The sequence below is a fragment of the Acinetobacter sp. 70_2 genome (assembly GCF_056736115.1).
Map to the genome: position 1 here is coordinate 25778 of NZ_JBWZIP010000014.1, position 21528 is coordinate 47305.

The window sequence follows — 21528 nt, forward strand, 5'->3', positions numbered from 1 at the left end:
TCGTGTCATGGCATTTTTATTTCTATCAAGCTTATTATAAATAATTACAAATATTTAGAACCGTTTAAGCAAAATACTTTAAACTCATCAAGAGCATACTCTCATAACTCAAAGTTGAGAGACTGCCCTTCTGTTTAGTACATCGCACAGGAAAATGTTTAATGAGCCTTGATAAACCCACTTTGATTATTCGTCAGTGGAACGATTTACAAGATTATCAAAGCAAATTCGAATTGATGAAGAACTTGACCAATCAACGTGATGAAAACACAGCAGATGAGCTGTGGTTGCTTCAGCATCATGAAGTATTAACTCAAGGTCAAGCTGGAAAACCAGAGCATATTCTAATTCCATCTAATATTCCTGTAGTTCAAACTGATCGTGGTGGGCAAGTGACATGGCATGGCCCTGGTCAACTGGTGGCTTACTTTATGTTTGATCTTAACCGGCTAAAGTGGAATGTGCGCACATTGGTTAGTTTTGCTGAACAATTTATGATTGATGTTTTAAAGAAATATAATATTGAAGCATATGCAAAACCAGATGCTCCAGGCGTATATGTAAATGATAGAAAGATTGGTTCCCTAGGTTTCAAAATTCGTCGTGGACGTAGTTATCACGGTTTAGCCCTAAACTTAGACTGTGCATTAACAGGTTTTCAAACCATTAACCCATGTGGTTATGCAGGTTTAGAAATGGTCCGCATACAAGATTTGGTGACTCCATATCCATCATTTGAACAACTTTGTCAGGACTTTATTGAGTATATTAAGGCCTCTGGGTACTTTAATGACCCTGAAGTCAAAATTGAATAAATGATTTTGAGATGGAATAAAAATAGATTAGAGTAATTACTCTAAATTTGCTTTTGCATAATTTTAAGAAGGGATAGCAAGTGATTTCGACAAAAGCTGTAAAGCCCACTCTGCAACTTGCCTACGTTAAGCTCATGATGGATGTTGTTGGTCGTGGCTTAGTCATGGCGAGTCAGGTAGATAGTGAAATACAAGAGGAAGTATCTAAATTTCCTGTTCACTTTGTACTTTCAATGAATGTCTTCCCAAATGGACCAGCATTTTTTGCCCGAGTGACAGAGAACAAACAATTAGAACTGCTGAAAAGAGCAGAAAAAAAGCCTGATTTAACCATTACATTTAAGCATGTAACCCATGCATTTCTGGTTTTCTCATTTCAGGAAAGCACTGCTCAAGCATTTGCAAATGATCGAATGATTGCCGATGGTGACGTATCCGCAGCAATTCGTTTAGTACGCTGCCTAAACAAAATGGAATCTCTCATTTTACCGAAATTGGTAGCTTCACTCGCAGTTAAAGAATACCCAACCGAACTCACCCTAAAAGAAAAATTCAACGAAGCTGCAAATATTTATTTAAAAGTAGCTAAGTCTTACTTCAAGCGGAGCGCATAACATGGCTAAACCATATTACGAATTCTTTTGTCCTGTAAAAGTCATTGCCGGTAATGCTGCTTTAGAACATATTCCGTTTGAACTTGCGACTTTAGGTGCAAAGCGTCCGCTTATCATTACAGATAAAGGCGTTCGCGCAAATGGCTTACTCAACCCTATTGAAGCTGCATTTAGCACGACTGATGCTGTGATTGGTCATGTTTTTGATGATGTTCCACCAGACTCAAGTCTTGAAGTGGTTCGTCTTGCTGCTGAAGCTTATCGCACAAATAAATGTGATGCGATTATTGCTGTTGGTGGTGGCTCTGTTATTGACACCTCCAAAGCAACCAATATTTTAGTTTCTGAAGGTGGAAATGACCTTCTTCAATATTCTGGCGCTCATAACCTACCAAAACCGTTAAAGCCATTTTTTGTGATTCCGACCACATCAGGTACAGGTTCGGAAGTGACTATGGTTGCTGTGGTTTCCGACACACAAAAGAATGTTAAATTGGCCTTTGCTTCATACTATTTAATGCCACATGCTGCGATCTTGGATCCACGCATGACATTAACATTGCCGCCTCACTTAACCGCAATGACTGGTATGGATGCGTTAACACACTGTGTGGAAGCTTATACCTGTATGGCAGCCAATCCACTCAGCGATGCTTATGCAAGTGCTGGTATTAAAAAGATTAGTGAAAATCTATTTAACGTTTTAGAAAATCCAAATGATTCACAAGGTCGTTTAGAGCTTGCACAAGCTTCCACAATGGCAGGTATCGCATTTTCTAATTCGATGGTAGGTCTTGTACACTCTTTAGGACATGCATTAGGTGCGGTCGCTCACCTACCCCATGGTTTATGTATGAACCTATTCTTACCTTATGTGCTTGAATACAACAAACAAGTCAATGGTCAAAAAATTGGTGAGTTACTATTACCTTTAGCTGGTGCAGATATTTATGCCCAAACTCCAGCAACCCAACGTGCAGATAGAGCAATTACGACTATTTTAGCAATGCGTGATCGCTTGTTTAGCCTAACCAAGTTACCACGTACCTTGCGTGAAACTGGTAAGGTTACTGAAGCCCAGCTTGATGAAGTTGCTGAAAAAGCACTAAATGATGGCTCTATTATTTATAATCCTAAGGAAGCAAGCTTAAAAGACATACGCGAGATCTTACAAAAAGCTTGGTAACTTAAGTTTTAGCTATCTAAAGAAAAATCTAAGGGTCTGATTTTTATGATAAATCAGACCTTTTTTATATCTATGAATTTTTATTCATCATTTTCTTTGGAAATATGGCAAAAAATTTGCTAAAAATTCCACGAAAGTACTGACAATTTGCATCAATTTAGGATAGATTGGCGCACTTTATCTTTTATGTAGGGGGGATCGTTCGTCTCAAACGATCCTTAACACCAAGCTGATCCTTGATCAACGATTATGAGGATAACGCCGTTGACAAACTTATCTGGGACTAAACCAACAGCTAAGCTCCAAAAGAATCTTGTGCTATGGCACATCATTATTATTGGTTTAGCTTATATTCAACCATTAACTTTATTTGATACTTTTGGTTTAGTATCAGAACGAAGTGGTGGTCATGTACCTACTTCTTATATTTTTGCGTTAGTTGCGATTTTATTGACGTCAATCAGTTATGGACACATGATCAAACGCTATCCTTCTTCAGGATCAGCATATACCTATGCCCAAAAGTCAATTCACCCTAATGTTGGTTTTATGGTGGGTTGGTCATCTTGGCTAGACTATTTACTTTCACCACTCGTCAATATCATTTTGGCCGATATTTATTTAAGAGCATTGTTTCCAGAAGTAAATAATTGGTTATGGGTAATTGGCCTAACTGCATTAATGACTGTTATTAACTTATTCGGCGCACGTTTTGTTGCTCGCTTTAACAGCACAATTGTAGTTATTCAACTTGGTGTAATCTTTTACTTTGTTTATCAAGTATATACCTTGCTGACCCAAGGTGTATATGCCGATGGTACGCTAAATCCGGATAAAGCTGAATTATGGTCACTCACTCCTTTTTGGAATGATATGACTTCTATTAGTGCTTTGATTGGTGGTGCAACGGTACTTTGTTTCTCTTTTACAGGTTTTGATGCTTTATCTTCACTTGCCGAAGAAACAAAAGATGCTGAAAGAACACTTCCAAAAGCGATTTTTTCAACAGCATTGCTTGCTGGTGTCATTTTCATCATAAGTACTTACTTTATCCAGTTGTATTTCCCAAGCAACCCAACGACTTACTTTAAACCGTTAGATGAATCACAACCTGTGATGGTTGCAGCAATTGGTAGCATTGCCTTTAAAACATTAGTTTTATACTTTGCTGTGGTTGCAGTAATGGCATCTGGTATTTCGGCACACGCTGGCGTATCTCGCTTAATGTATGTAATGGGACGTGATGGCGTTATCAATAAAAAGTTGTTTGGTCATATCAGCCCAAGACTACATACCCCAACTTACAACATTCTTATTGTTGGTGTAGTTGCGTTGTCTGCAGGCTTTTTAGATCTTGAACATATTGTTAACTTAATTAGTTTCGGGGCCTTAACTGCTTTTAGTTTTGTGAACTTCTCTGTCATTTCACGTTATGCGCTTAGAGATGGTAAAAACAAATCTATTAAAGATATTATTAATTACATTATTGTACCAACGCTTGGCTTTGCCAGTGTGTTCCTAATGTGGTTGGAAATTGACAAGCTTGCTTTACAAATTGGCTTAGCTTGGGCAGTGGTTGGTGTAGGTTATCTTGCTTACAAGACCAAAGGCTTTAAATACAATGCTCCTCAACACAACGAGCATGAATAATAAAAAAGGCGCTTAAAGCGCCTTTTTTTATGGAATTATTATCCAAATATTTTATTTACAATACCTTGTACGCGTTTAGCATAAAGTTTTGCTGTTTCCAAGTCCCCTGTTGGAATCTCATCTACACTTGCGTCTGATGGCGACTGAACAAGTAGACCTACTGAACCACCCAAGTTATTTACATCTTCACGTTTTGCATTTTTAGTATTTGCTGGTAATAGACCCAAGCTCACCCAAATACCACCGTGTTGTGATGCTAAAGTTTGTAATTGAATAAGCGTAACTTGCTTATCGCCATTTAGACTTGCACTGTTGGTAAAGCCTGCAAATACTTTATCTTCCCAACCACGTGTAAACCAAACTTTTGAAGTTGCATCAGCAAATTTTTTAAACTGCCATGGTGCTGTACCCATATAAGTTGGAGCACCGAAAACAATACCTTTTGCATTGTTTAATGTTTCCCAATCTTGCTCAGTAATATTACCTTCCTGATCAATCTGGATAAGTTGAGCATTAATTTCATTAGCAAAAGTTTCAGCAACTACTTTCGTGTGGCCATAACCAGAGAAATATACAACCGCAATATTAGAATTAGACATGGAAGAACCTGTGTTTTATTAAATTCCATTTTATGATATATTTTAGAAACTAGGTGTCAATTAGTTACCATTTGGTAACTAGTATATTTTTTTTTTAAATAAGTAGGTAAATGGTATGAATGAATGCCTAAAATATAATATTTTTCAACAACATTGCCCTGCTCGTTTATTTTTTGAAAAAATTGCAGATAAGTGGGTTTTACTCATCTTAAATATTCTTGAAGAAGAAACGCAGCACTTCAACTTGCTCAAAAAGAATATTCAAGGTATTTCCCCTAAGGTCTTGTCACAAAAGTTAAAAATGCTAGAAAGAGATGGCTTTATCGAACGTAAAATTCAAGACACTTCACCTATTCGTGTTGACTATTCACTTACACCATTAGGCCAAAATGTCGCTTCAATGGCCTTCCAATTAAAAGAATGGGCTGAAACAAACATTGAGCAGGTTTTAGCAGCACAAATCATCTATGATGAAAAAGTACTAGAACAAGCTTAAATTAAAATTAGATCAAAAAATAAGGCCACCAAGGGCCTTATTTTTTGTATTTATAAAACTAACCTAAATTTTTAAAGCCTTGCTGACGCCATGCTTCATAAACAATCACTGCCGTTGCATTAGATAAGTTTAAACTTCTAGAATTTTCAGCCATTGGTAAGCGAATCCACTGCTCTTGAGGGAACATCAAACGCACATGTTCAGGCAAGCCACGTGTTTCTGGTCCCATCAGTAAAGCCACAGGTCGATTCAAATCAACTGTATGCGGAGTTGCAGAACCCTTCGTCGTTAGAGGAAAGACATGCTCAACACCTTTTGACTTTAAGTCTGCGAGGCATGCTTCAATATTGTCCCAAATCTGCATTCTTGCCCATTCATGATAATCAAGCCCTGCACGTTTAAGCTTTTTATCATCAAGCTCAAAACCTAAAGGCTTAACCAAATGCAATTGAGCCCCTGTATTCGCACATAGTCGAATAATATTTCCTGTGTTTGCAGGAATCTCAGGCTCGTATAGAACAACATGAATCACTTAATTACTCACTTAAATTACTTGTTGGTTAGCTCAGGCAATCATTAACTTGATCGAAGATAATTATTAGCCCACTAGTTCCACTGTAACTGTTCACGCAGACGTACGACCTCACCAATAATCGTGAGAGTCGGCGCATGAATTTGATGTTCTGTCACTTTAGATGCGATATCAGCAAGTGACCCCACCACAACCTTTTGTTCAGGGGTTGTACCCTTTGAAATTAATGCAACTGGCATATCTGGACGCTGTCCGTGAGCGATTAATTGCTCACAAATACGTTCCAAGCCCACTAAGCCCATATAAAGAACTAAAGTCTGGTTCTCATATACCAACTCATTCCAAGGAAGCTCAGGAGAGCCTTCTTTTAAATGGCCAGTTAGAAAACGTACACTCTGCGCATAATCACGATGAGTGAGCGGAATACCCGCATAAGCTGAACAGCCAGATGCTGCTGTAATACCCGGAACCACCTGAAATGGCACACCAGCTTGGAATAATTCTTGGATCTCTTCACCACCACGCCCAAAAATAAACGGATCACCGCCTTTTAAACGACAAACACGCTTTCCTTGTTGAGCATATTCAACGAGTAAAGCATTGATCCCATCTTGGGGAACCGAATGATTTGAGCGAGCTTTTCCGACATATATTTTTGTCGCGTCTCGACGGCATAACTCTAAAATAGGTTGAGATACCAAACGATCATAAATGACTACATCAGCTTGCTGCATTAAACGTAAAGCTTTTAAGGTAAGCAGTTCAGGATCACCAGGACCTGCGCCCACTAAATAAACTTCACCTTTAGGTGCTTTCCACTCCTGCAATGCTTGTTCAAGCATGCTATTTGCAACATCTAGATTATCGTTAAAAACCTGCTCTTTTAAAGGACTTGCATACAAGTTTTCCCAAAAAATACGGCGTTCATCGGGATTAGAAATTTTTTCTTTAACCTGATTTCGCCATTTTCCTGAAAACTCAGCTAACTTTCCCATTCCATGCGGAATGGATGTCTCTAACTGTGTACGGATTTGTCGAGATAAAACAGGAGATGTCCCATTTGAAGCAACCGAAATCACTAAAGGTGAACGGTCAATAATCGCAGGAACCATAAAGCGGCAATGCGGAATATCGTCAACACTGTTTACGAGTAAATTACGTACTTCGCATTGCTCGAAAACTGTTTTATTGACTTGCGGATCATTGGTCGCGGCAATGACGAGTCGATATGGTGCACTTAAAAACTTCTCAGAGAAAACTTCAACAAAATGCTGACCATTTGTTGTTGTTACTAATTGCAGAAGTTGTTCTTCAATTTCAGGAGCAACAATATCAATTATTGCTCCCGCCTTAGCTAATAAGGTTGCCTTGCGTAAAGCAATATGCCCTCCGCCCACAATCAGACAACGTTGCTGCTGCAACTTCAAAGAGATTGGAAAAATATCCACCTTAAACCTCTACATCAATCATCTGATTATGTTTAAGCAAAAAACGTGCACAATTTAGATGCAAAGTTTAGTCAATAAACGTTACACCACCCATATATGGGCGTAATACTTCTGGAATCTCGATTGAGCCGTCTTCACGTTGGTAATTTTCCATTACCGCAAGCAAAGTACGTCCTACTGCAAGACCTGAACCGTTTAGCGTATGCACTAATTCAGTCTTCTTCTGATCCATACGGAAGCGCGCTTTCATACGACGTGCTTGGAAATCACCCATATTAGAGCAGCTTGAAATCTCACGATATGTATTTTGGCTTGGAACCCATACTTCTAAATCGTAAGTTTTCATCGCACCAAAGCCCATATCACCACCACAGAGCAAAATTTTGCGGTATGGCAAACCAAGTGCCTGCAAAATGCCCTCAGCATGTGCAGTGAGTTCTTCAAGTGCCTGCATAGATGTTTCAGGTTTAACGATTTGCACCATTTCAACTTTATCAAATTGGTGCTGACGGATTAAGCCACGTGTATCACGTCCATAAGAACCAGCTTCACTACGGAAACATGGTGTATGCGCTGCATATTTTAATGGTAAACGGTCTGCATCAATGATTTCGTCACGAACAAAGTTTGTGACAGGAACTTCAGCTGTAGGAATAAGGTAGTATTCTTTTTCGCCTTGAAGTTTAAATAAATCTTCTTCAAATTTTGGTAATTGTCCTGTCCCACGAAGTGAGTCAGCATTAACCAAATAAGGCACGTAAGCTTCAGTATAGCCATTCTTTAAAGTATGGGTATCAAGCATGAACTGAGTTAAAGCACGCTGTAGACGCGCTAAAGGCCCCTTCAACACGCTGAAACGTGAACCGGTAAGTTTAGTCGCAGTTTCAAACTCTAGGCCGCCCATCCATTCGCCTAAATCAGTATGATCTTTGATTTCAAAATCGAACTGACGAGGTGTACCCCATTTTGAGATTTCAACGTTATCACTTTCATCTTTACCAACTGGAACAGACTCATCTGGTAAGTTAGGAATGCTTAGTGCTTTTTGTTCAATCTCGTTTTGTAGTTCTGATAAAGCAACTTCAGCAGCTTTAATCTCATCACCAATGGCCTGCATACGTGCCATGATTTCAGAAGCATCGCCACCGGATTTTTTAATCTGACCCACTTGTTTAGCACCGGCATTTCGCTCTGCCTGTAACTTTTCAGTTTTTGATTGCAAGTCTTTACGGCGAGTTTCTAAAGATGCCCATTCTTGGACATCTAGCTGAACACCACGTTTTGCCAAAGCTGCATTAACGACTTCAATATTATTTCTGAGTAACTTAGGGTCGATCATAATTAATCATAATATGGGTAAAAAACTGGCTATAGTGTAAGCCCTTAGCACTAAAAAATATAGTGATCATCTTCATATCGAATAGCTTTCACACAATTCTAAGAAGAGACCACATATTTTACATGTTGTAGTTTGGCACACTTGGTAAGTACTCAGGTTTAATGAACTTAGCTGCCTCAAAATACGGCAGTGTTAATTCAGTCATCCCTTCTGCATAAGAAGCCAATTCATAAACTGGATAAACAAAAACAATCCCATTGGCACCATAGTAGTAATTATCACTTAACTGCAGTTTTTCACGGGTAATATTGTGGTCTTGAAGCCAGTTGGTATTCGCATCAAAAAGTGCATCAACAAGTTGTTTTTCTACATCTGGCTTAATCAGTTCAGCAACAGTAATGTGCTTTTTATTTAATAAATCGAAATTTACAAATTCTTGATGTGACATGCCATGTGCTGCACCTGCAGAGTATGAGTATGTCTGTAAGGCAAAGGTTGCTAGATTATAATTTTGTCCCAAATAACGGACATAAATTGCACTTTGGCTTGAACGAGGCTCCCCCTCTGGTACTTCAACAGGTTTATCAGCCAAGTTTGCAAAAGCATTCGGGTCTGCTTTTTTTATACGGTTTGTAAAATAATCATTAATCCACTTTTGATTAGTTTGTACTGTCTGAAAGTCATATTCAGTACAGCCATCTTCAAGGCAAACTTTAGACTTTGGTAATTTTACCGGAATTACTTTTGCCTGAATAACAGGAACTTCTGCTTGTTTTTGCTCTTTTACTGAAGCACTAGATGCGGGTTGCTCATCTTTAGCTGCAGATTTTGGCTGACAGCCACTTACTGCCACCATGGCAGCTACCATAGGAAGAATGAAAATAATTTTCTTATCGTAAAGTCGCATGTTAATCCCCGTGTATTCTCTTTTATCACTATACAAAGCGTAAGAATAAGACGGGGTTAAAAAATGTATCTGTGATTGATATATAAAAAGAAAGCCACGCTTTTCAGGTGGCTTTCTTAAAGAGGCTCAATAATTATTGGTCAATAATATCTGTGCCTTTAGGTGGCGTAAAATTAAAAGTTGAAGCTGGAATTGAAGCATTCACTTTTACATTATTAAATTTCACGTAAGTGGTTTGACCCAAAGAATCTTGTAACACCATTAATGTCGGTGCTTTGTTAGCACCAAAACTAATCGTTAAGCTTTGGAAGGCACCATCTTCTTTTTTCGGGAACAACGTGAAATATAATTTAGATTTATCTGGCTGAGTCACTCGGTAAGACTTCATGATTTGATTAGTATTACCAGAGAGCAATAAAGCTGGAGTATCTGCTACTTGCGAATCTAAGCTTTGTCGTACAGCTTGTTGTAAATCAGGGTCATAAATCCAGACCGTTTTACCACTCGTCACAATAGTTTGTTTAGACGGACTCACAGTTTCCCAATAAAATTTCCCCGGACGTTCAACTTTCATTGAGCCTTTAAATGTCTGGTTCATATGCTGAGCACCTAGACCTTTTTTCTGTGCTACAGCTTTTGTATTTGCTTTGGTTGTTTGTTCAAAATCGGCAGTTAAACGCTGTAATCCTGATAACTGATTTACCAGGTTCCCAATCGCCTGTTGCTCCGGTGCTGCTACGGGTGCAGCAAACGCTGTAGTACTCATTACAGGAGCAAGCACTGACGCGCTGAGTGTAATAGCACACATGGTTTTACGAAGCATATTCATGTCATCACCTTTTTAGTTGCTGTAAGATAACTTGTTCGCTTTTAATTTCACTAAGCCAAACAAGCTCTTCATTCAAGACTCATATTAACCGACAAACTCTGTGCTAATCATTGAGAAAATAAGATATTTTGTTATGTTATTCATATTGTTTGTAGAATTTCATTCATCATGATGAAGATAAAATTAATGAAATTCCATAAAAAAAGCCCACAAAATGTGGGCTTTTTCTTAAGCTAAAACTTAAACAGTTTCAACTTTTACGTAGCGACGGCCAAATTGACCTTTCACTTCGAATTTTACTACGCCGTCAGCAGTAGCAAATAAAGTATGGTCACGGCCCATACCAACATTTGCACCAGCGTGGAATTCAGTACCACGTTGACGAACGATGATGTTACCAGCAGTTACAGTTTGACCACCGTAAACTTTAACACCTAACATTTTTGGGTTTGAATCACGACCGTTCTTCGTCGATCCACCGGCTTTTTTAGTTGCCATGTCTCTTACTCCTCGTGATTAGCCTGAAATACCAGTAATTTTCAACTCAGTGAACCATTGACGGTGACCTTGTTGCTTACGGTAGTGTTTACGACGACGCATTTTGATAATGCGAATTTTGTCGTGACGACCATGACCAATCACTTCTGCAGTTACTTTAGCGCCAGCTACAACTGGAGCACCGATTTGAATGTTGTCACCGTTTACAACCATTAATACATCATCAAATGTAATAGTTGCGCCAGATTCAGCCTTCAATAATTCAACTTTAAGGGTTTCACCCTCAACTACACGGTGCTGTTTACCACCGCTTTGGATTACTGCGTACATAATGTACTCCAATCAGCCCGTGTCGTCGTGTCGATAAAGGGATATATCGATCTTAAAACGAACGCCACTGGGGTTATACAAGGCGACAGATTTTAAGTGAAATTTGATCAAACGACAAGTGCTTTATCTTTATCTAAGCAATAGAGACCATTATTCTTACATAATAAAAACAGCTTCAATTCGAATTTAGTACTTTTCATTGATTCTGAATGGAATTTAAAATACAGTTCCAAACACAACTTGCAACAAGAACAAGCTGTATTCATGTTGACGTTATTAAAATTTATTGTTTTGTCGGAAACACATCGTTTTGCCGAAATAAAGAACAAAGAACTCTTCATGAACCTACAAATGATTAATATCAATTGCTTGTTTCCCTGTTTAATGCACTTTTAATTGATACACTAACGCCACTTATCACCAATACGGGGTTTTTCTTCATATGGTCATCGATTTTAAGCAAGACATTCTCGCTCCTGTTGCTACAGACTTTGCTGCGATGGATCACTTGATTAATGAAGGAATTAGCTCAAAAGTCGGCTTGGTCATGTCGGTCAGTAAACATGTTGTTGAAGCTGGCGGCAAACGTATGCGCCCGATCATGTGTTTACTTGCAGCACGAGCTTGTGGTCTAGACAACATGCAAAATGCACAGCGTCTGGCTGCCATTATTGAAATGCTTCATACCGCAACTTTAGTGCATGATGATGTGGTCGATGAATCTGGGCTTCGCCGTGGCCGCCCTACTGCCAACGCAACTTGGAACAACCAAACTGCTGTGTTAGTAGGTGACTTCCTTATTGCTCGCGCTTTTGATCTATTGGTTGATTTAAACAACATGACCTTATTAAAAGATTTCTCAACAGGTACATGTGAAATCGCTGAAGGAGAAGTACTACAACTTCAATCTCAGCATCAACCGGATACAACCGAAGAAACATATTTAAAAATTATTCACGGGAAAACTTCTCGTTTATTTGAACTTGCAACTGAAGGTGCTGCCATTTTGGCTGGGCAAGAAGCCTACCGTGAACCTTTAAGATTATTTGCAGGTCATTTTGGAAATGCATTCCAAATTATTGACGATATTTTAGACTACACTTCAGATGCTGAAACATTAGGTAAAAATATTGGTGATGATTTGATGGAAGGTAAACCGACTTTACCGTTAATTTCAGCATTAGCACATTCAACTGGTGAAGAACACGCCATTATTCGTCGTAGCATTGCGACTGGTGGGGTTGACCAATTATCCAAAGTTATTGAAATTGTACAAAAGTCTGGTGCTTTAGATTATTGCCAGCGCCGTGCCCAAGAAGAAACAGAAGCAGCACTGCAAGCCTTATCAATCTTGCCTGATACACCTTATCGTCAGGCATTAATTAACCTGACTCGGCTTGCATTACATCGAATACAGTAGATATTATTTTGCCTATGCATATAAATTTTTCAGATCATTTTTTAAAAATCCAGAAACAGCTTGAAAATCCTCAAGCTGTTATCGACGAAAATATTCTCATTGACCTAGTCAATGCTTTACGGCCATCCGATCCTCACGATACGGATGAGATAGAGCAAAAAATACAAGCATTTATTGACAGTTTATTACTTACTCCTACCGCTCCAGCCCTTTTACAAACCTTTTTATTACGTTTAATTAATCAATATAAGCAAGTGAGCTTATATGCAGATAGCGGCATTTTGTCTTTAGATGGTTTCTGGAACCAACTTGGACAAAGACTCGGTGGCCATTTTCTGCCACTCATTGAAGATGCCAACCAGCTCAAAATTTTGATTGGAAAAATTTTCTATTTAGAAAGTGATTCAGTCTGGTTAAACAATGTTGATGATAAGGATTGGGCAACCTTATTTGGTCTAATTGGGCAAAGTAACAGTAATGTCGATGAAAAACATGCCATTCAGCGAGAAATGATCAAGGCGATTACTGTCTTATCTTATCGTATTAGTGGTATTGGGCTTTATCCTGAGTTTATTAATGCTCAGCCTGAGTTAACTGAATATGAATCACCGTTTTTAGTACAAAATCGTGAAATTATTGAGTTTATTGAAAAGTATAAAAAACAAGATATTTCTAGCAATGACATTGCAGTTGTTCCCCCTCCAGATGCATCTCAAGCATTTGTAATGTTGGAGCAATGCCGTGACGTGGTTTTAAAAATACGTCGGGCCACCAAAAGAATCGGTGTTAGTTTAAGTTTGACTTATTTACTGTCTTTGCTTGAGCAATGTTTAGATCGAATTGAATTATTACTCTACTTGGTCGTAGACGACAGTGAAGGACGCTATATTTCTTTAGGGAATTTAATTTCGGACTTAACTAAAGCACATTACAGCGAAAAAAGTGTTCGCTCGTTATTAAGTACGACCAGTGAACTCATCGCCTTTCAGGTCACGGAAAATGCAAGCCGTACTGGTGAGCACTATGTGAGTACAGATACCAAAGGCTTTTGGGGCATGTATAAAGCCGCTGCTGGTGCAGGCGTGATTATTGCCTGTATGGCATCCTTAAAAATTCTTGCTGCACGTATGACGATGGCCCCGCTTATGCAAGCCTTTACGTTCAGCATGAACTATTCACTCGGCTTTATTCTGATTCACGTATTGCACTTTACTGTTGCGACAAAACAACCAGCAATGACAGCCGCTGCCCTTGCAGCCACTGTTCAGCAACGTAAAGGCTCTAAAACTGCACAAATTGCAGAGTTAGCAGCACTCATTATCAATATTATTCGAACTCAGTTTATTGCTATTTTGGGTAATATCTCGATTGCAATCCCTACTGCCGCACTTATTACCTTTGCTTGGCAGTTTTATCTAGATGAACCTTTATTAACCCATACCAAAGCCACTTCTCTTTTACACAGCTTAAATCCATTTACATCTTTAGCCGTTCCACATGCAGCAATTGCAGGCGTATGTTTGTTCTTGTCGGGTCTTATTGCAGGCTACTTCGACAACATGGCTGTTTATAGAAAAGTAGGACCTCGTTTAAAAGCACACCGACGTTTACGCAGTTTATTTGGGCAAGAACGCCTAAACCGTTTTGCTGAATATATTGAACGTAATTTAGGTGCGCTTGCTGGTAACTTCCTGTTCGGTGTCATGCTAGGAAGTATGGGAACAATCGGCTTTATTCTAGGTTTACCTTTAGATATTCGTCATATTGCCTTTGCATCAGCGAACTTTATTCAAGGTTTAATGACTATTAACGGTAGTCCAGATATTGGCTTGATTATTGTTTCATTTTTAGGTGTGCTCTGTATTGGCCTTACGAACCTATTCGTAAGTTTCACCTTAACGATTATTGTGGCTCTACGTGCACGTCGTGTTCGCTTTGAACAATGGAAACCTTTAGCCAAACTGGTGATGACCCATTTTCTTACCCGACCAAGTGACTTCTTCTGGCCCCCAAAACAGCCTTTAGAATTAGAAGAAAATACCCAAACAAGTGGCGGGAAAAAAACAGAACACTAGCGTTTTGCTTTGTACACAAATTGTGAATTCCGTCAATTTTGTTGTGATTGTTTTTCCAAATGTTAAAAAAATTTCAAAATGAATTTACGATGATCTATCAGGCTTGAAAAAAAGTGTACTGGCAAGTACACTTTCAACGGCATTCAGTAGTAAAAAACTACATGAATAAGCAAAGGTGTGTATATGCCCTATCTATTGCTTTGTATTGGTTTCGTTTTTTTAGGATTAGGTGTTCTTGGTCTGGTTGTACCAAGTCTTCAATCTTTGGACTTGCTCACCGTTCAAACATTGAGTCACCATCGTTTAGATTATCTTAATACTATAACTGCCTTTCTTGCACGCGTAGGCGGCATGCCTTTTGTATGTTTTTTATCCTTTCTAGTATGTGTATATTTAGCATGGTATAAAAAATATATTACTGTTATTTTCATTAGCTTGGGAGTTATTGGCAGTATCACCATTGGTTGGCTGCTCAAGTGGTGTGTTAACCGGCCTAGACCTCCTGAGGCATATCATATCGTTGAAAGTTACGGTGCATCATTCCCAAGTGCACATAGTGTTTATGCATCAACACTGGCTTGTCTGGCAATGATTATGTTATGCCGTAAGCACAACATTAACTCTCCTTATATTGTTTTGATCTCCTGTCTTTGGTTTGTGTGTATGGGGCTTTCAAGAATATATGCAGGAGTTCATTTCCCAACAGACGTACTCGCTGGTTGGGGTATTGGTTTTATTTGGATTGCACTGCTTTGGCTCTGGTTATTACAAACACAAAGTAGGTTAAGTAGAAAACAAATATATTTTTAGATTTTATCTAAACGAGGTGGAACAATGATGTCGGCTAAGCTTTGGGCACCAGCCCTTACTGCTTGCGCATTAGCAACAAGTATCGCGCTTGTTGGTTGTAGCAAAGGCTCCGATGAGAAACAGCAAGCTGCTGCTGCTCAGAAAATGCCGCCTGCAGAAGTAGGTGTTATTGTTGCTCAACCACAAAGTGTTGAACAAAGCGTTGAGCTTTCAGGCCGTACTTCAGCATATCAAATTTCTGAAGTTCGTCCTCAAACAAGTGGCGTGATTTTAAAACGCTTATTTGCTGAAGGAAGCTATGTTCGTGAAGGTCAAGCGCTCTATGAGCTCGACTCTAGAACGAACCGCGCAACGTTAGAAAATGCAAAAGCATCACTCCTACAACAACAGGCAAATCTAGCTTCACTACGTACCAAGTTAAATCGTTATAAACAACTTGTTTCTAGTAATGCTGTGTCTAAACAGGAATATGATGACTTACTTGGTCAAGTCAATGTCTCAGAAGCACAAGTTGCTGCTGCTAAGGCTCAAGTAACAAATGCAAATGTAGATCTTGGTTATTCTACAATTCGCTCTCCTATTTCTGGACAATCTGGGCGTTCTTCAGTAACGGCTGGTGCTTTAGTTACTGCAAACCAGACTGACCCGTTAGTAACGATTCAACAGTTAGATCCAATCTATGTTGATATTAATCAGTCTAGCGCCGAGTTGTTACGTTTACGTCAGCAATTAAGTAAAGGCAGTTTAAACAACAGTAACAATACGAAAGTAAAATTAAAGCTTGAAGATGGTTCTACCTATCCAATCGAAGGGCAACTTGCTTTCTCTGACGCTTCTGTAAACCAAGATACAGGAACAATTACGTTACGTGCCGTATTCTCTAACCCGAATCATTTATTGCTTCCGGGTATGTATACCACTGCACAAATTGTTCAGGGTGTTGTTCCAAATGCTTATCTGATTCCACAAGCTGCCGTTACACGTTTACCTACAGGTCAAGCTGTAGCAATGCTTGTTAATGCCAAAGGGGCTGTTGAGAGTCGTCCAATTGAAACCTCAGGGGTTCAAGGACAAAACTGGATTGTGACTAACGGCTTAAAAGCTGGCGATAAAGTCATTGTTGATGGCGTTGCCAAAGTTAAAGAAGGGCAACAAGTAACAGCAAAACCTTATCAAGCTCAACCAGCAAATCCTCAAGGTGCAGCGCCAAATGCTGCGAAACCGGCTCAATCAGGTAAACCTCAAGCAGAACAGAAAGCAGCTTCAAATGCATAAGGGGTAGATTGAATGGCACAATTTTTTATTCATCGCCCCATATTTGCGTGGGTGATTGCATTAGTCATTATGTTGGCGGGTATTCTCACGCTAACAAAAATGCCTATTGCACAGTATCCAACGATTGCACCACCGACAGTCACAATTGCTGCGACTTATCCTGGTGCGTCGGCTGAAACAGTTGAAAACACCGTAACCCAGATCATTGAACAACAAATGAATGGTCTCGATGGTTTACGTTATATTTCTTCTAACAGTGCAGGTAACGGTCAAGCATCTATTCAATTAAACTTTGAACAAGGTGTTGACCCTGATATTGCACAGGTTCAAGTTCAAAACAAATTGCAATCTGCAACTGCACTTTTACCTGAAGATGTACAACGTCAAGGTGTGACAGTAACTAAATCTGGTGCGAGCTTCTTGCAAGTTATTGCATTCTATTCACCAGATAACAACCTTTCAGACTCAGACATTAAAGACTATGTAAACTCATCAATTAAAGAACCGCTTAGCCGTGTTGCTGGTGTTGGTGAAGTAACAGTCTTTGGTGGTTCATACGCGATGCGTATTTGGCTCGATCCAGCTAAATTAACAAGTTACCAACTCACACCTAGCGATATTGCAACTGCGTTACAAGCGCAGAACTCGCAAGTTGCTGTAGGTCAGTTAGGTGGTGCACCTGCTGTACAAGGTCAAGTGCTTAACGCAACTGTAAATGCGCAAAGCTTATTACAGACACCTGAACAGTTTAAAAATATCTTCTTAAAGAACACAGCATCAGGTGCTGAGGTTCGTTTAAAAGATGTTGCTCGTGTAGAGTTAGGTTCTGATAACTATCAGTTCGATTCGAAATTTAACGGCAAACCAGCGGCTGGTCTTGCAATTAAAATTGCAACTGGTGCGAACGCACTTGATACAGCAGCAGCTGTTGAACAACGTTTGTCTGAATTACGTAAGAACTATCCAGCAGGTTTACAAGATAAACTCGCTTATGACACGACTCCATTTATCCGTCTTTCAATTGAAAGTGTTGTACACACGCTAATTGAAGCCGTGATTTTGGTATTCATTGTTATGTTCCTATTTTTACAAAACTGGCGCGCAACGATTATTCCAACGCTTGCAGTTCCAGTAGTTGTATTAGGTACATTTGCAGTTATTAATATCTTTGGTTTCTCAATTAACACTTTAACCATGTTCGCTATGGTATTGGCAATCGGTCTTCTGGTCGATGACGCCATTGTTGTAGTCGAAAACGTTGAACGTGTAATGAGTGAGGACCATACCGATCCGGTTACAGCAACTTCTCGTTCAATGCAGCAGATTTCTGGTGCGTTAGTGGGTATTACTAGCGTATTGACTGCGGTATTCGTACCAATGGCATTCTTTGGTGGTACAACAGGTGTAATTTACCGTCAGTTCTCGATTACCCTTGTAACAGCAATGGTTCTGTCGTTAATTGTGGCGTTAACCTTCACCCCTGCTCTTTGTGCAACAATCTTAAAACAGCATGATCCAAATAAAGAACCAAGCAATAATATCTTTGCGCGTTTCTTTAGAAGCTTTAACAACGGTTTTGACCGTATGTCGCATAGCTACCAAAATGGTGTTAGCCGCATGCTTAAAGGCAAAATCTTCTCAGGCGTGCTTTATGCTGTTGTAGTTGCCCTTTTAGTATTCTTGTTCCAAAAACTCCCATCTTCATTCTTACCAGAAGAAGATCAGGGTGTGGTGATGACACTTGTTCAATTACCACCAAATGCAACGCTTGACCGTACAGGTAAAGTGATTGACACCATGACTAACTTCTTCATGAATGAAAAAGACACTGTGGAATCTATTTTCACCGTATCTGGTTTCTCATTCACGGGTGTGGGTCAAAATGCTGGTATTGGCTTCGTTAAGTTGAAAGACTGGAGCAAACGTACAACACCAGAAACTCAAATCGGCGCATTAATTAAGCGTGGTATGGCATTAAACATGATCATTAAAGATGCATCATACGTTATGCCATTACAGCTTCCTGCAATGCCTGAATTGGGTGTAACTGCCGGATTTAACTTGCAGCTTAAAGATTCAAGTGGTCAAGGCCATGAGAAACTGATTGCAGCTCGTAACACCATTTTAGGCTTAGCATCACAAGATAAACGCCTGATGGGTGTACGTCCAAATGGTCAGGAAGATACGCCTCAGTATCAAATTAATGTAGATCAAGCCCAAGCTGGCGCGATGGGTGTTAGCATTGCTGACATCAACAATACAATGCGTATTGCATGGGGTGGTTCATACATTAACGATTTCGTTGACCGTGGTCGTGTGAAAAAAGTTTATGTTCAAGGCGATGCGGATACTCGTATGATGCCTGAAGACTTAAACAAGTGGTATGTACGTAATAACAAAGGTGTGATGGTTCCATTCTCTGCATTTGCTACAGGTAAATGGACTTATGGTTCTCCACGTCTTGAACGTTATAACGGCGTATCATCGGTTAACATTCAAGGTACTCCTGCACCTGGTGTGAGCTCTGGTGACTCGATGAAAGCAATGGAAGAAATTATTGGTAAGTTACCGTCTATGGGCTTACAAGGTTTCGACTATGAATGGACAGGTTTATCACTTGAAGAACGTGAGTCTGGTGCTCAAGCTCCATTCTTATACGCACTTTCATTGTTAATCGTATTCCTTTGCTTAGCTGCATTATATGAAAGCTGGTCTATTCCGTTCTCGGTTTTACTTGTGGTACCACTTGGTGTCATTGGTGCACTTGTATTGACCTACTTGGGCATGATTATTAAAGGAGATCCAAATCTCTCAAATAACATTTACTTCCAGGTGGCGATTATTGCGGTGATCGGTCTTTCGGCAAAAAATGCGATCTTGATTGTTGAGTTCGCAAAAGAATTGCAGGAAAAAGGTGAAGATCTGCTTGATGCAACCTTACATGCTGCAAAAATGCGTTTACGTCCAATTATCATGACGACCCTTGCCTTCGGTTTTGGTGTACTTCCACTTGCTCTTTCAACAGGTGCTGGTGCAGGAAGTCAGCACTCAGTAGGCTTCGGTGTACTTGGTGGCGTACTCAGCGCGACATTCTTAGGTATCTTCTTTATCCCTGTATTCTATGTGTGGATTCGTAGTATCTTTAAGTACAAACCAAAAACCATAAACACTCAGGAGCATAAATCGTGATGCAAAAAGTATGGTCTATTTCAGGTCGTAGCATTGCGGTATCTGCACTTGCGCTTGCTTTGGCAGCTTGTCAAAGCATGCGCGGCCCAGAACCAGTCGTGAAAACCGATATTCCACAGAGCTATGCATATAACAGCGCTTCTGGTACATCTATTGCTGAACAGGGCTACAAACAGTTCTTTGCTGACCCGCGTTTGCTGGAAGTAATCGACTTGGCTCTTGCGAATAACCGTGATTTACGTAAAGCAACGCTCAATATTGAACGTGCTCAAGAGCAATATCAGATTACGAAGAACAACCAGCTTCCAACGATTGGAGCAAGTGGTAGTGCAATTCGTCAGGTTACGCCAAGTCGTGACCCGAATAACCCCTACTCTACTTACCAAGTAGGTTTGGGTGTAACTGCTTATGAGCTTGATTTCTGGGGCCGTGTTCGTAGTCTAAAAGATGCTGCTTTAGATAATTACCTCTCAACACAAAGTGCGCGTGATTCGACTCAGATCAGCTTGATCAGCCAAGTTGCTCAAGCATGGTTGAATTATTCGTTTGCAACAGCAAATTTAAGACTTGCAGAGCAAACTCTTAAAGCACAGCAAGATTCTTACAATCTCAACAAAAAACGTTTTGATGTAGGTATCGACAGTGAAGTTCCGTTACGTCAGGCACAGATTTCTGTAGAAACTGCGCGTAATGATGTAGCGAACTACAAGACTCAAATTGCTCAAGCACAAAACTTGTTGAACTTACTTGTGGGTCAACCAGTTGCACAAAACTTGTTGCCAACACAACCTGTGAAACGTATTGCTCAGCAAAATGTATTCACTGCTGGTTTACCAAGTGACTTGTTAAACAACCGTCCAGATGTAAAAGCGGCTGAATATAACTTAAGCGCTGCGGGTGCGAATATTGGTGCTGCAAAAGCACGTTTATTCCCAACCATTAGCTTAACGGGTTCAGCAGGTTATGCATCAACTGACTTAAGTGATCTATTTAAGTCGGGTGGTTTTGCATGGTCAATTGGTCCAAGCTTAGATTTACCAATCTTTGACTGGGGTACTCGTCGTGCCAATGTGAAAATTTCTGAAACTGATCAGAAAATTGCATTGTCTGACTATGAAAAATCAGTTCAGTCTGCGTTCCGTGAAGTGAATGATGCGCTTGCTACGCGTGCCAACATTGGTGACCGTTTAACAGCGCAACAACGTCTGGTAGAAGCAACTAACCGCAACTACACACTTTCAAATGCTCGCTTCCGTGCTGGTATTGATAGTTACTTGACGGTTCTTGATGCACAGCGTTCATCTTATTCAGCTGAACAAGGTTTGTTATTGCTTCAACAAGCAAACTTAAACAACCAAATCGAGTTATATAAAACTCTAGGTGGTGGTTTAAAAGCAAATACTTCAGATACAGTGGCACACCAACCATCAAGTGCTGAACTTAAAAAGCAATAAGCTTTAAATCATGTTCTTATAAAAGCTCACTTCGGTGGGCTTTTTTATTGCAACTGATGTGA

The 21528-nt window shown here is 39.7% G+C and carries 19 protein-coding genes and 1 pseudogene; 12 read left to right on the forward strand and 8 right to left on the reverse strand.

The annotated features are described in order from the left end of the window. The first annotated feature begins 161 nt into the window (after positions 1-161). The 4 genes from lipB (at position 162) to AC1PJ9_RS07905 (ending at position 4265) form a co-directional block, all read left to right on the forward strand. Positions 162-815, forward strand: coding sequence for a lipoyl(octanoyl) transferase LipB (gene lipB, locus AC1PJ9_RS07890; RefSeq protein ID WP_107972837.1), 654 nt, complete (start codon positions 162-164; stop codon positions 813-815). A gap of 80 nt (positions 816-895) precedes the next feature. Beyond that, positions 896-1429: a hypothetical protein gene (locus tag AC1PJ9_RS07895; protein WP_002051257.1), complete on the forward strand. Its 534-nt coding sequence runs from the start codon at positions 896-898 to the stop codon at positions 1427-1429. A 1-nt stretch (position 1430) separates the two neighbouring features. Then, positions 1431-2615, forward strand: a complete 1185-nt coding sequence (locus AC1PJ9_RS07900) for an iron-containing alcohol dehydrogenase (RefSeq protein WP_004705881.1) — start codon at positions 1431-1433, stop codon at positions 2613-2615. A 264-nt stretch (positions 2616-2879) separates the two neighbouring features. Further along, positions 2880-4265 carry an APC family permease gene (locus AC1PJ9_RS07905; RefSeq protein ID WP_080961315.1) on the forward strand — a complete coding sequence of 462 codons (1386 nt, stop codon included), beginning with the start codon at positions 2880-2882 and terminating at the stop codon, positions 4263-4265. A 38-nt stretch (positions 4266-4303) separates the two neighbouring features. On the opposite strand, the gene AC1PJ9_RS07910 is transcribed toward AC1PJ9_RS07905, so the two are convergent. Beyond that, the gene (locus tag AC1PJ9_RS07910; RefSeq protein WP_002051305.1) at positions 4304-4864 is read right to left on the reverse strand and encodes a flavodoxin family protein; all 561 of its coding nucleotides are present in this window, start codon (positions 4862-4864) and stop codon (positions 4304-4306) included. A gap of 115 nt (positions 4865-4979) precedes the next feature. Here AC1PJ9_RS07910 and AC1PJ9_RS07915 point away from each other — a divergent pair, with 115 nt between their 5' ends. Next, positions 4980-5360 (forward strand): winged helix-turn-helix transcriptional regulator, encoded by a 381-nt coding sequence (locus AC1PJ9_RS07915; RefSeq protein ID WP_032010152.1) that lies wholly within the window; start codon positions 4980-4982, stop codon positions 5358-5360. Between the two features lie 58 nt (positions 5361-5418). Here AC1PJ9_RS07915 and AC1PJ9_RS07920 read toward each other — a convergent pair whose 3' ends face one another. The 7 genes from AC1PJ9_RS07920 to rplU form a co-directional block, all read right to left on the reverse strand. Then, on the reverse strand, positions 5419-5892 hold the full coding sequence (locus AC1PJ9_RS07920) for a tRNA (cytidine(34)-2'-O)-methyltransferase (protein ID WP_002051239.1): 474 nt from the start codon (positions 5890-5892) through the stop codon (positions 5419-5421). A gap of 74 nt (positions 5893-5966) precedes the next feature. Next, positions 5967-7340 (reverse strand): siroheme synthase CysG, encoded by a 1374-nt coding sequence (cysG, locus tag AC1PJ9_RS07925; protein WP_311086963.1) that lies wholly within the window; start codon positions 7338-7340, stop codon positions 5967-5969. A gap of 67 nt (positions 7341-7407) precedes the next feature. Then, complete coding sequence (gene serS / locus AC1PJ9_RS07930; RefSeq protein ID WP_004705874.1) at positions 7408-8679, reverse strand: serine--tRNA ligase; 1272 nt, start codon at positions 8677-8679, stop codon at positions 7408-7410. Positions 8680-8797: 118 nt separating this feature from the next. Continuing rightward, positions 8798-9586, reverse strand: coding sequence for an RsiV family protein (locus tag AC1PJ9_RS07935; RefSeq protein ID WP_086496276.1), 789 nt, complete (start codon positions 9584-9586; stop codon positions 8798-8800). Positions 9587-9719: 133 nt separating this feature from the next. Beyond that, entirely contained in the window at positions 9720-10415 is a 696-nt protein-coding gene (lolA, locus tag AC1PJ9_RS07940) for an outer membrane lipoprotein periplasmic chaperone LolA (RefSeq protein ID WP_311086962.1), read from the reverse strand. 240 nt (positions 10416-10655) lie between these two features. Beyond that, complete coding sequence (rpmA, locus tag AC1PJ9_RS07945) at positions 10656-10913, reverse strand: 50S ribosomal protein L27 (protein ID WP_000201632.1); 258 nt, start codon at positions 10911-10913, stop codon at positions 10656-10658. 18 nt (positions 10914-10931) lie between these two features. After that, a complete protein-coding gene (gene rplU, locus AC1PJ9_RS07950) occupies positions 10932-11243 on the reverse strand; it encodes a 50S ribosomal protein L21 (RefSeq protein WP_000271409.1) in 312 nt (103 codons plus the stop codon). Positions 11244-11339: 96 nt separating this feature from the next. On the opposite strand from rplU, the pseudogene AC1PJ9_RS07955 reads away from it, so the two are divergent. From AC1PJ9_RS07955 to adeK, 7 genes and pseudogenes are all read left to right on the forward strand, one after another. Beyond that, positions 11340-11639, forward strand: a pseudogene (locus AC1PJ9_RS07955) (hypothetical protein). Between the two features lie 46 nt (positions 11640-11685). Continuing rightward, entirely contained in the window at positions 11686-12663 is a 978-nt protein-coding gene (sdsA, locus tag AC1PJ9_RS07960; protein ID WP_079548933.1) for an All-trans-nonaprenyl-diphosphate synthase, read from the forward strand. Positions 12664-12677: 14 nt separating this feature from the next. Next, positions 12678-14738 carry a site-specific recombinase gene (locus tag AC1PJ9_RS07965; protein ID WP_311086968.1) on the forward strand — a complete coding sequence of 687 codons (2061 nt, stop codon included), beginning with the start codon at positions 12678-12680 and terminating at the stop codon, positions 14736-14738. A gap of 183 nt (positions 14739-14921) precedes the next feature. Beyond that, positions 14922-15548 carry a phosphatase PAP2 family protein gene (locus AC1PJ9_RS07970; protein WP_311086961.1) on the forward strand — a complete coding sequence of 209 codons (627 nt, stop codon included), beginning with the start codon at positions 14922-14924 and terminating at the stop codon, positions 15546-15548. 24 nt (positions 15549-15572) lie between these two features. Continuing rightward, entirely contained in the window at positions 15573-16823 is a 1251-nt protein-coding gene (gene adeI / locus AC1PJ9_RS07975; RefSeq protein WP_263614465.1) for a multidrug efflux RND transporter periplasmic adaptor subunit AdeI, read from the forward strand. A 12-nt stretch (positions 16824-16835) separates the two neighbouring features. Next, complete coding sequence (adeJ, locus tag AC1PJ9_RS07980; protein ID WP_263614466.1) at positions 16836-20012, forward strand: multidrug efflux RND transporter permease subunit AdeJ; 3177 nt, start codon at positions 16836-16838, stop codon at positions 20010-20012. After that, on the forward strand, positions 20012-21466 hold the full coding sequence (adeK, locus tag AC1PJ9_RS07985) for a multidrug efflux RND transporter outer membrane channel subunit AdeK (RefSeq protein WP_263614919.1): 1455 nt from the start codon (positions 20012-20014) through the stop codon (positions 21464-21466). Before adeJ ends, adeK begins: the two co-directional genes overlap by 1 nt. The last annotated feature ends 62 nt before the right edge of the window (positions 21467-21528 follow it).

What these genes read in the sequence shown, in the direction of transcription:
- adeK (WP_263614919.1), top strand. Translation starts at nt 20,012, where the DNA reads ATGCAAAAAGTATGGTCTATTTCAGGTCGTAGCATTGCGGTATCTGCA.
- AC1PJ9_RS07935 (WP_086496276.1), bottom strand. Translation starts at nt 9,586, where the DNA reads ATGCGACTTTACGATAAGAAAATTATTTTCATTCTTCCTATGGTAGCT.
- AC1PJ9_RS07900 (WP_004705881.1), top strand. Translation starts at nt 1,431, where the DNA reads ATGGCTAAACCATATTACGAATTCTTTTGTCCTGTAAAAGTCATTGCC.
- sdsA (WP_079548933.1), top strand. Translation starts at nt 11,686, where the DNA reads ATGGTCATCGATTTTAAGCAAGACATTCTCGCTCCTGTTGCTACAGAC.
- AC1PJ9_RS07910 (WP_002051305.1), bottom strand. Translation starts at nt 4,864, where the DNA reads ATGTCTAATTCTAATATTGCGGTTGTATATTTCTCTGGTTATGGCCAC.
- lolA (WP_311086962.1), bottom strand. Translation starts at nt 10,415, where the DNA reads ATGAATATGCTTCGTAAAACCATGTGTGCTATTACACTCAGCGCGTCA.
- AC1PJ9_RS07970 (WP_311086961.1), top strand. Translation starts at nt 14,922, where the DNA reads ATGCCCTATCTATTGCTTTGTATTGGTTTCGTTTTTTTAGGATTAGGT.
- AC1PJ9_RS07915 (WP_032010152.1), top strand. Translation starts at nt 4,980, where the DNA reads ATGAATGAATGCCTAAAATATAATATTTTTCAACAACATTGCCCTGCT.
- lipB (WP_107972837.1), top strand. Translation starts at nt 162, where the DNA reads ATGAGCCTTGATAAACCCACTTTGATTATTCGTCAGTGGAACGATTTA.
- adeI (WP_263614465.1), top strand. Translation starts at nt 15,573, where the DNA reads ATGATGTCGGCTAAGCTTTGGGCACCAGCCCTTACTGCTTGCGCATTA.
- serS (WP_004705874.1), bottom strand. Translation starts at nt 8,679, where the DNA reads ATGATCGACCCTAAGTTACTCAGAAATAATATTGAAGTCGTTAATGCA.
- rpmA (WP_000201632.1), bottom strand. Translation starts at nt 10,913, where the DNA reads ATGGCAACTAAAAAAGCCGGTGGATCGACGAAGAACGGTCGTGATTCA.
- adeJ (WP_263614466.1), top strand. Translation starts at nt 16,836, where the DNA reads ATGGCACAATTTTTTATTCATCGCCCCATATTTGCGTGGGTGATTGCA.
- AC1PJ9_RS07965 (WP_311086968.1), top strand. Translation starts at nt 12,678, where the DNA reads ATGCATATAAATTTTTCAGATCATTTTTTAAAAATCCAGAAACAGCTT.
- rplU (WP_000271409.1), bottom strand. Translation starts at nt 11,243, where the DNA reads ATGTACGCAGTAATCCAAAGCGGTGGTAAACAGCACCGTGTAGTTGAG.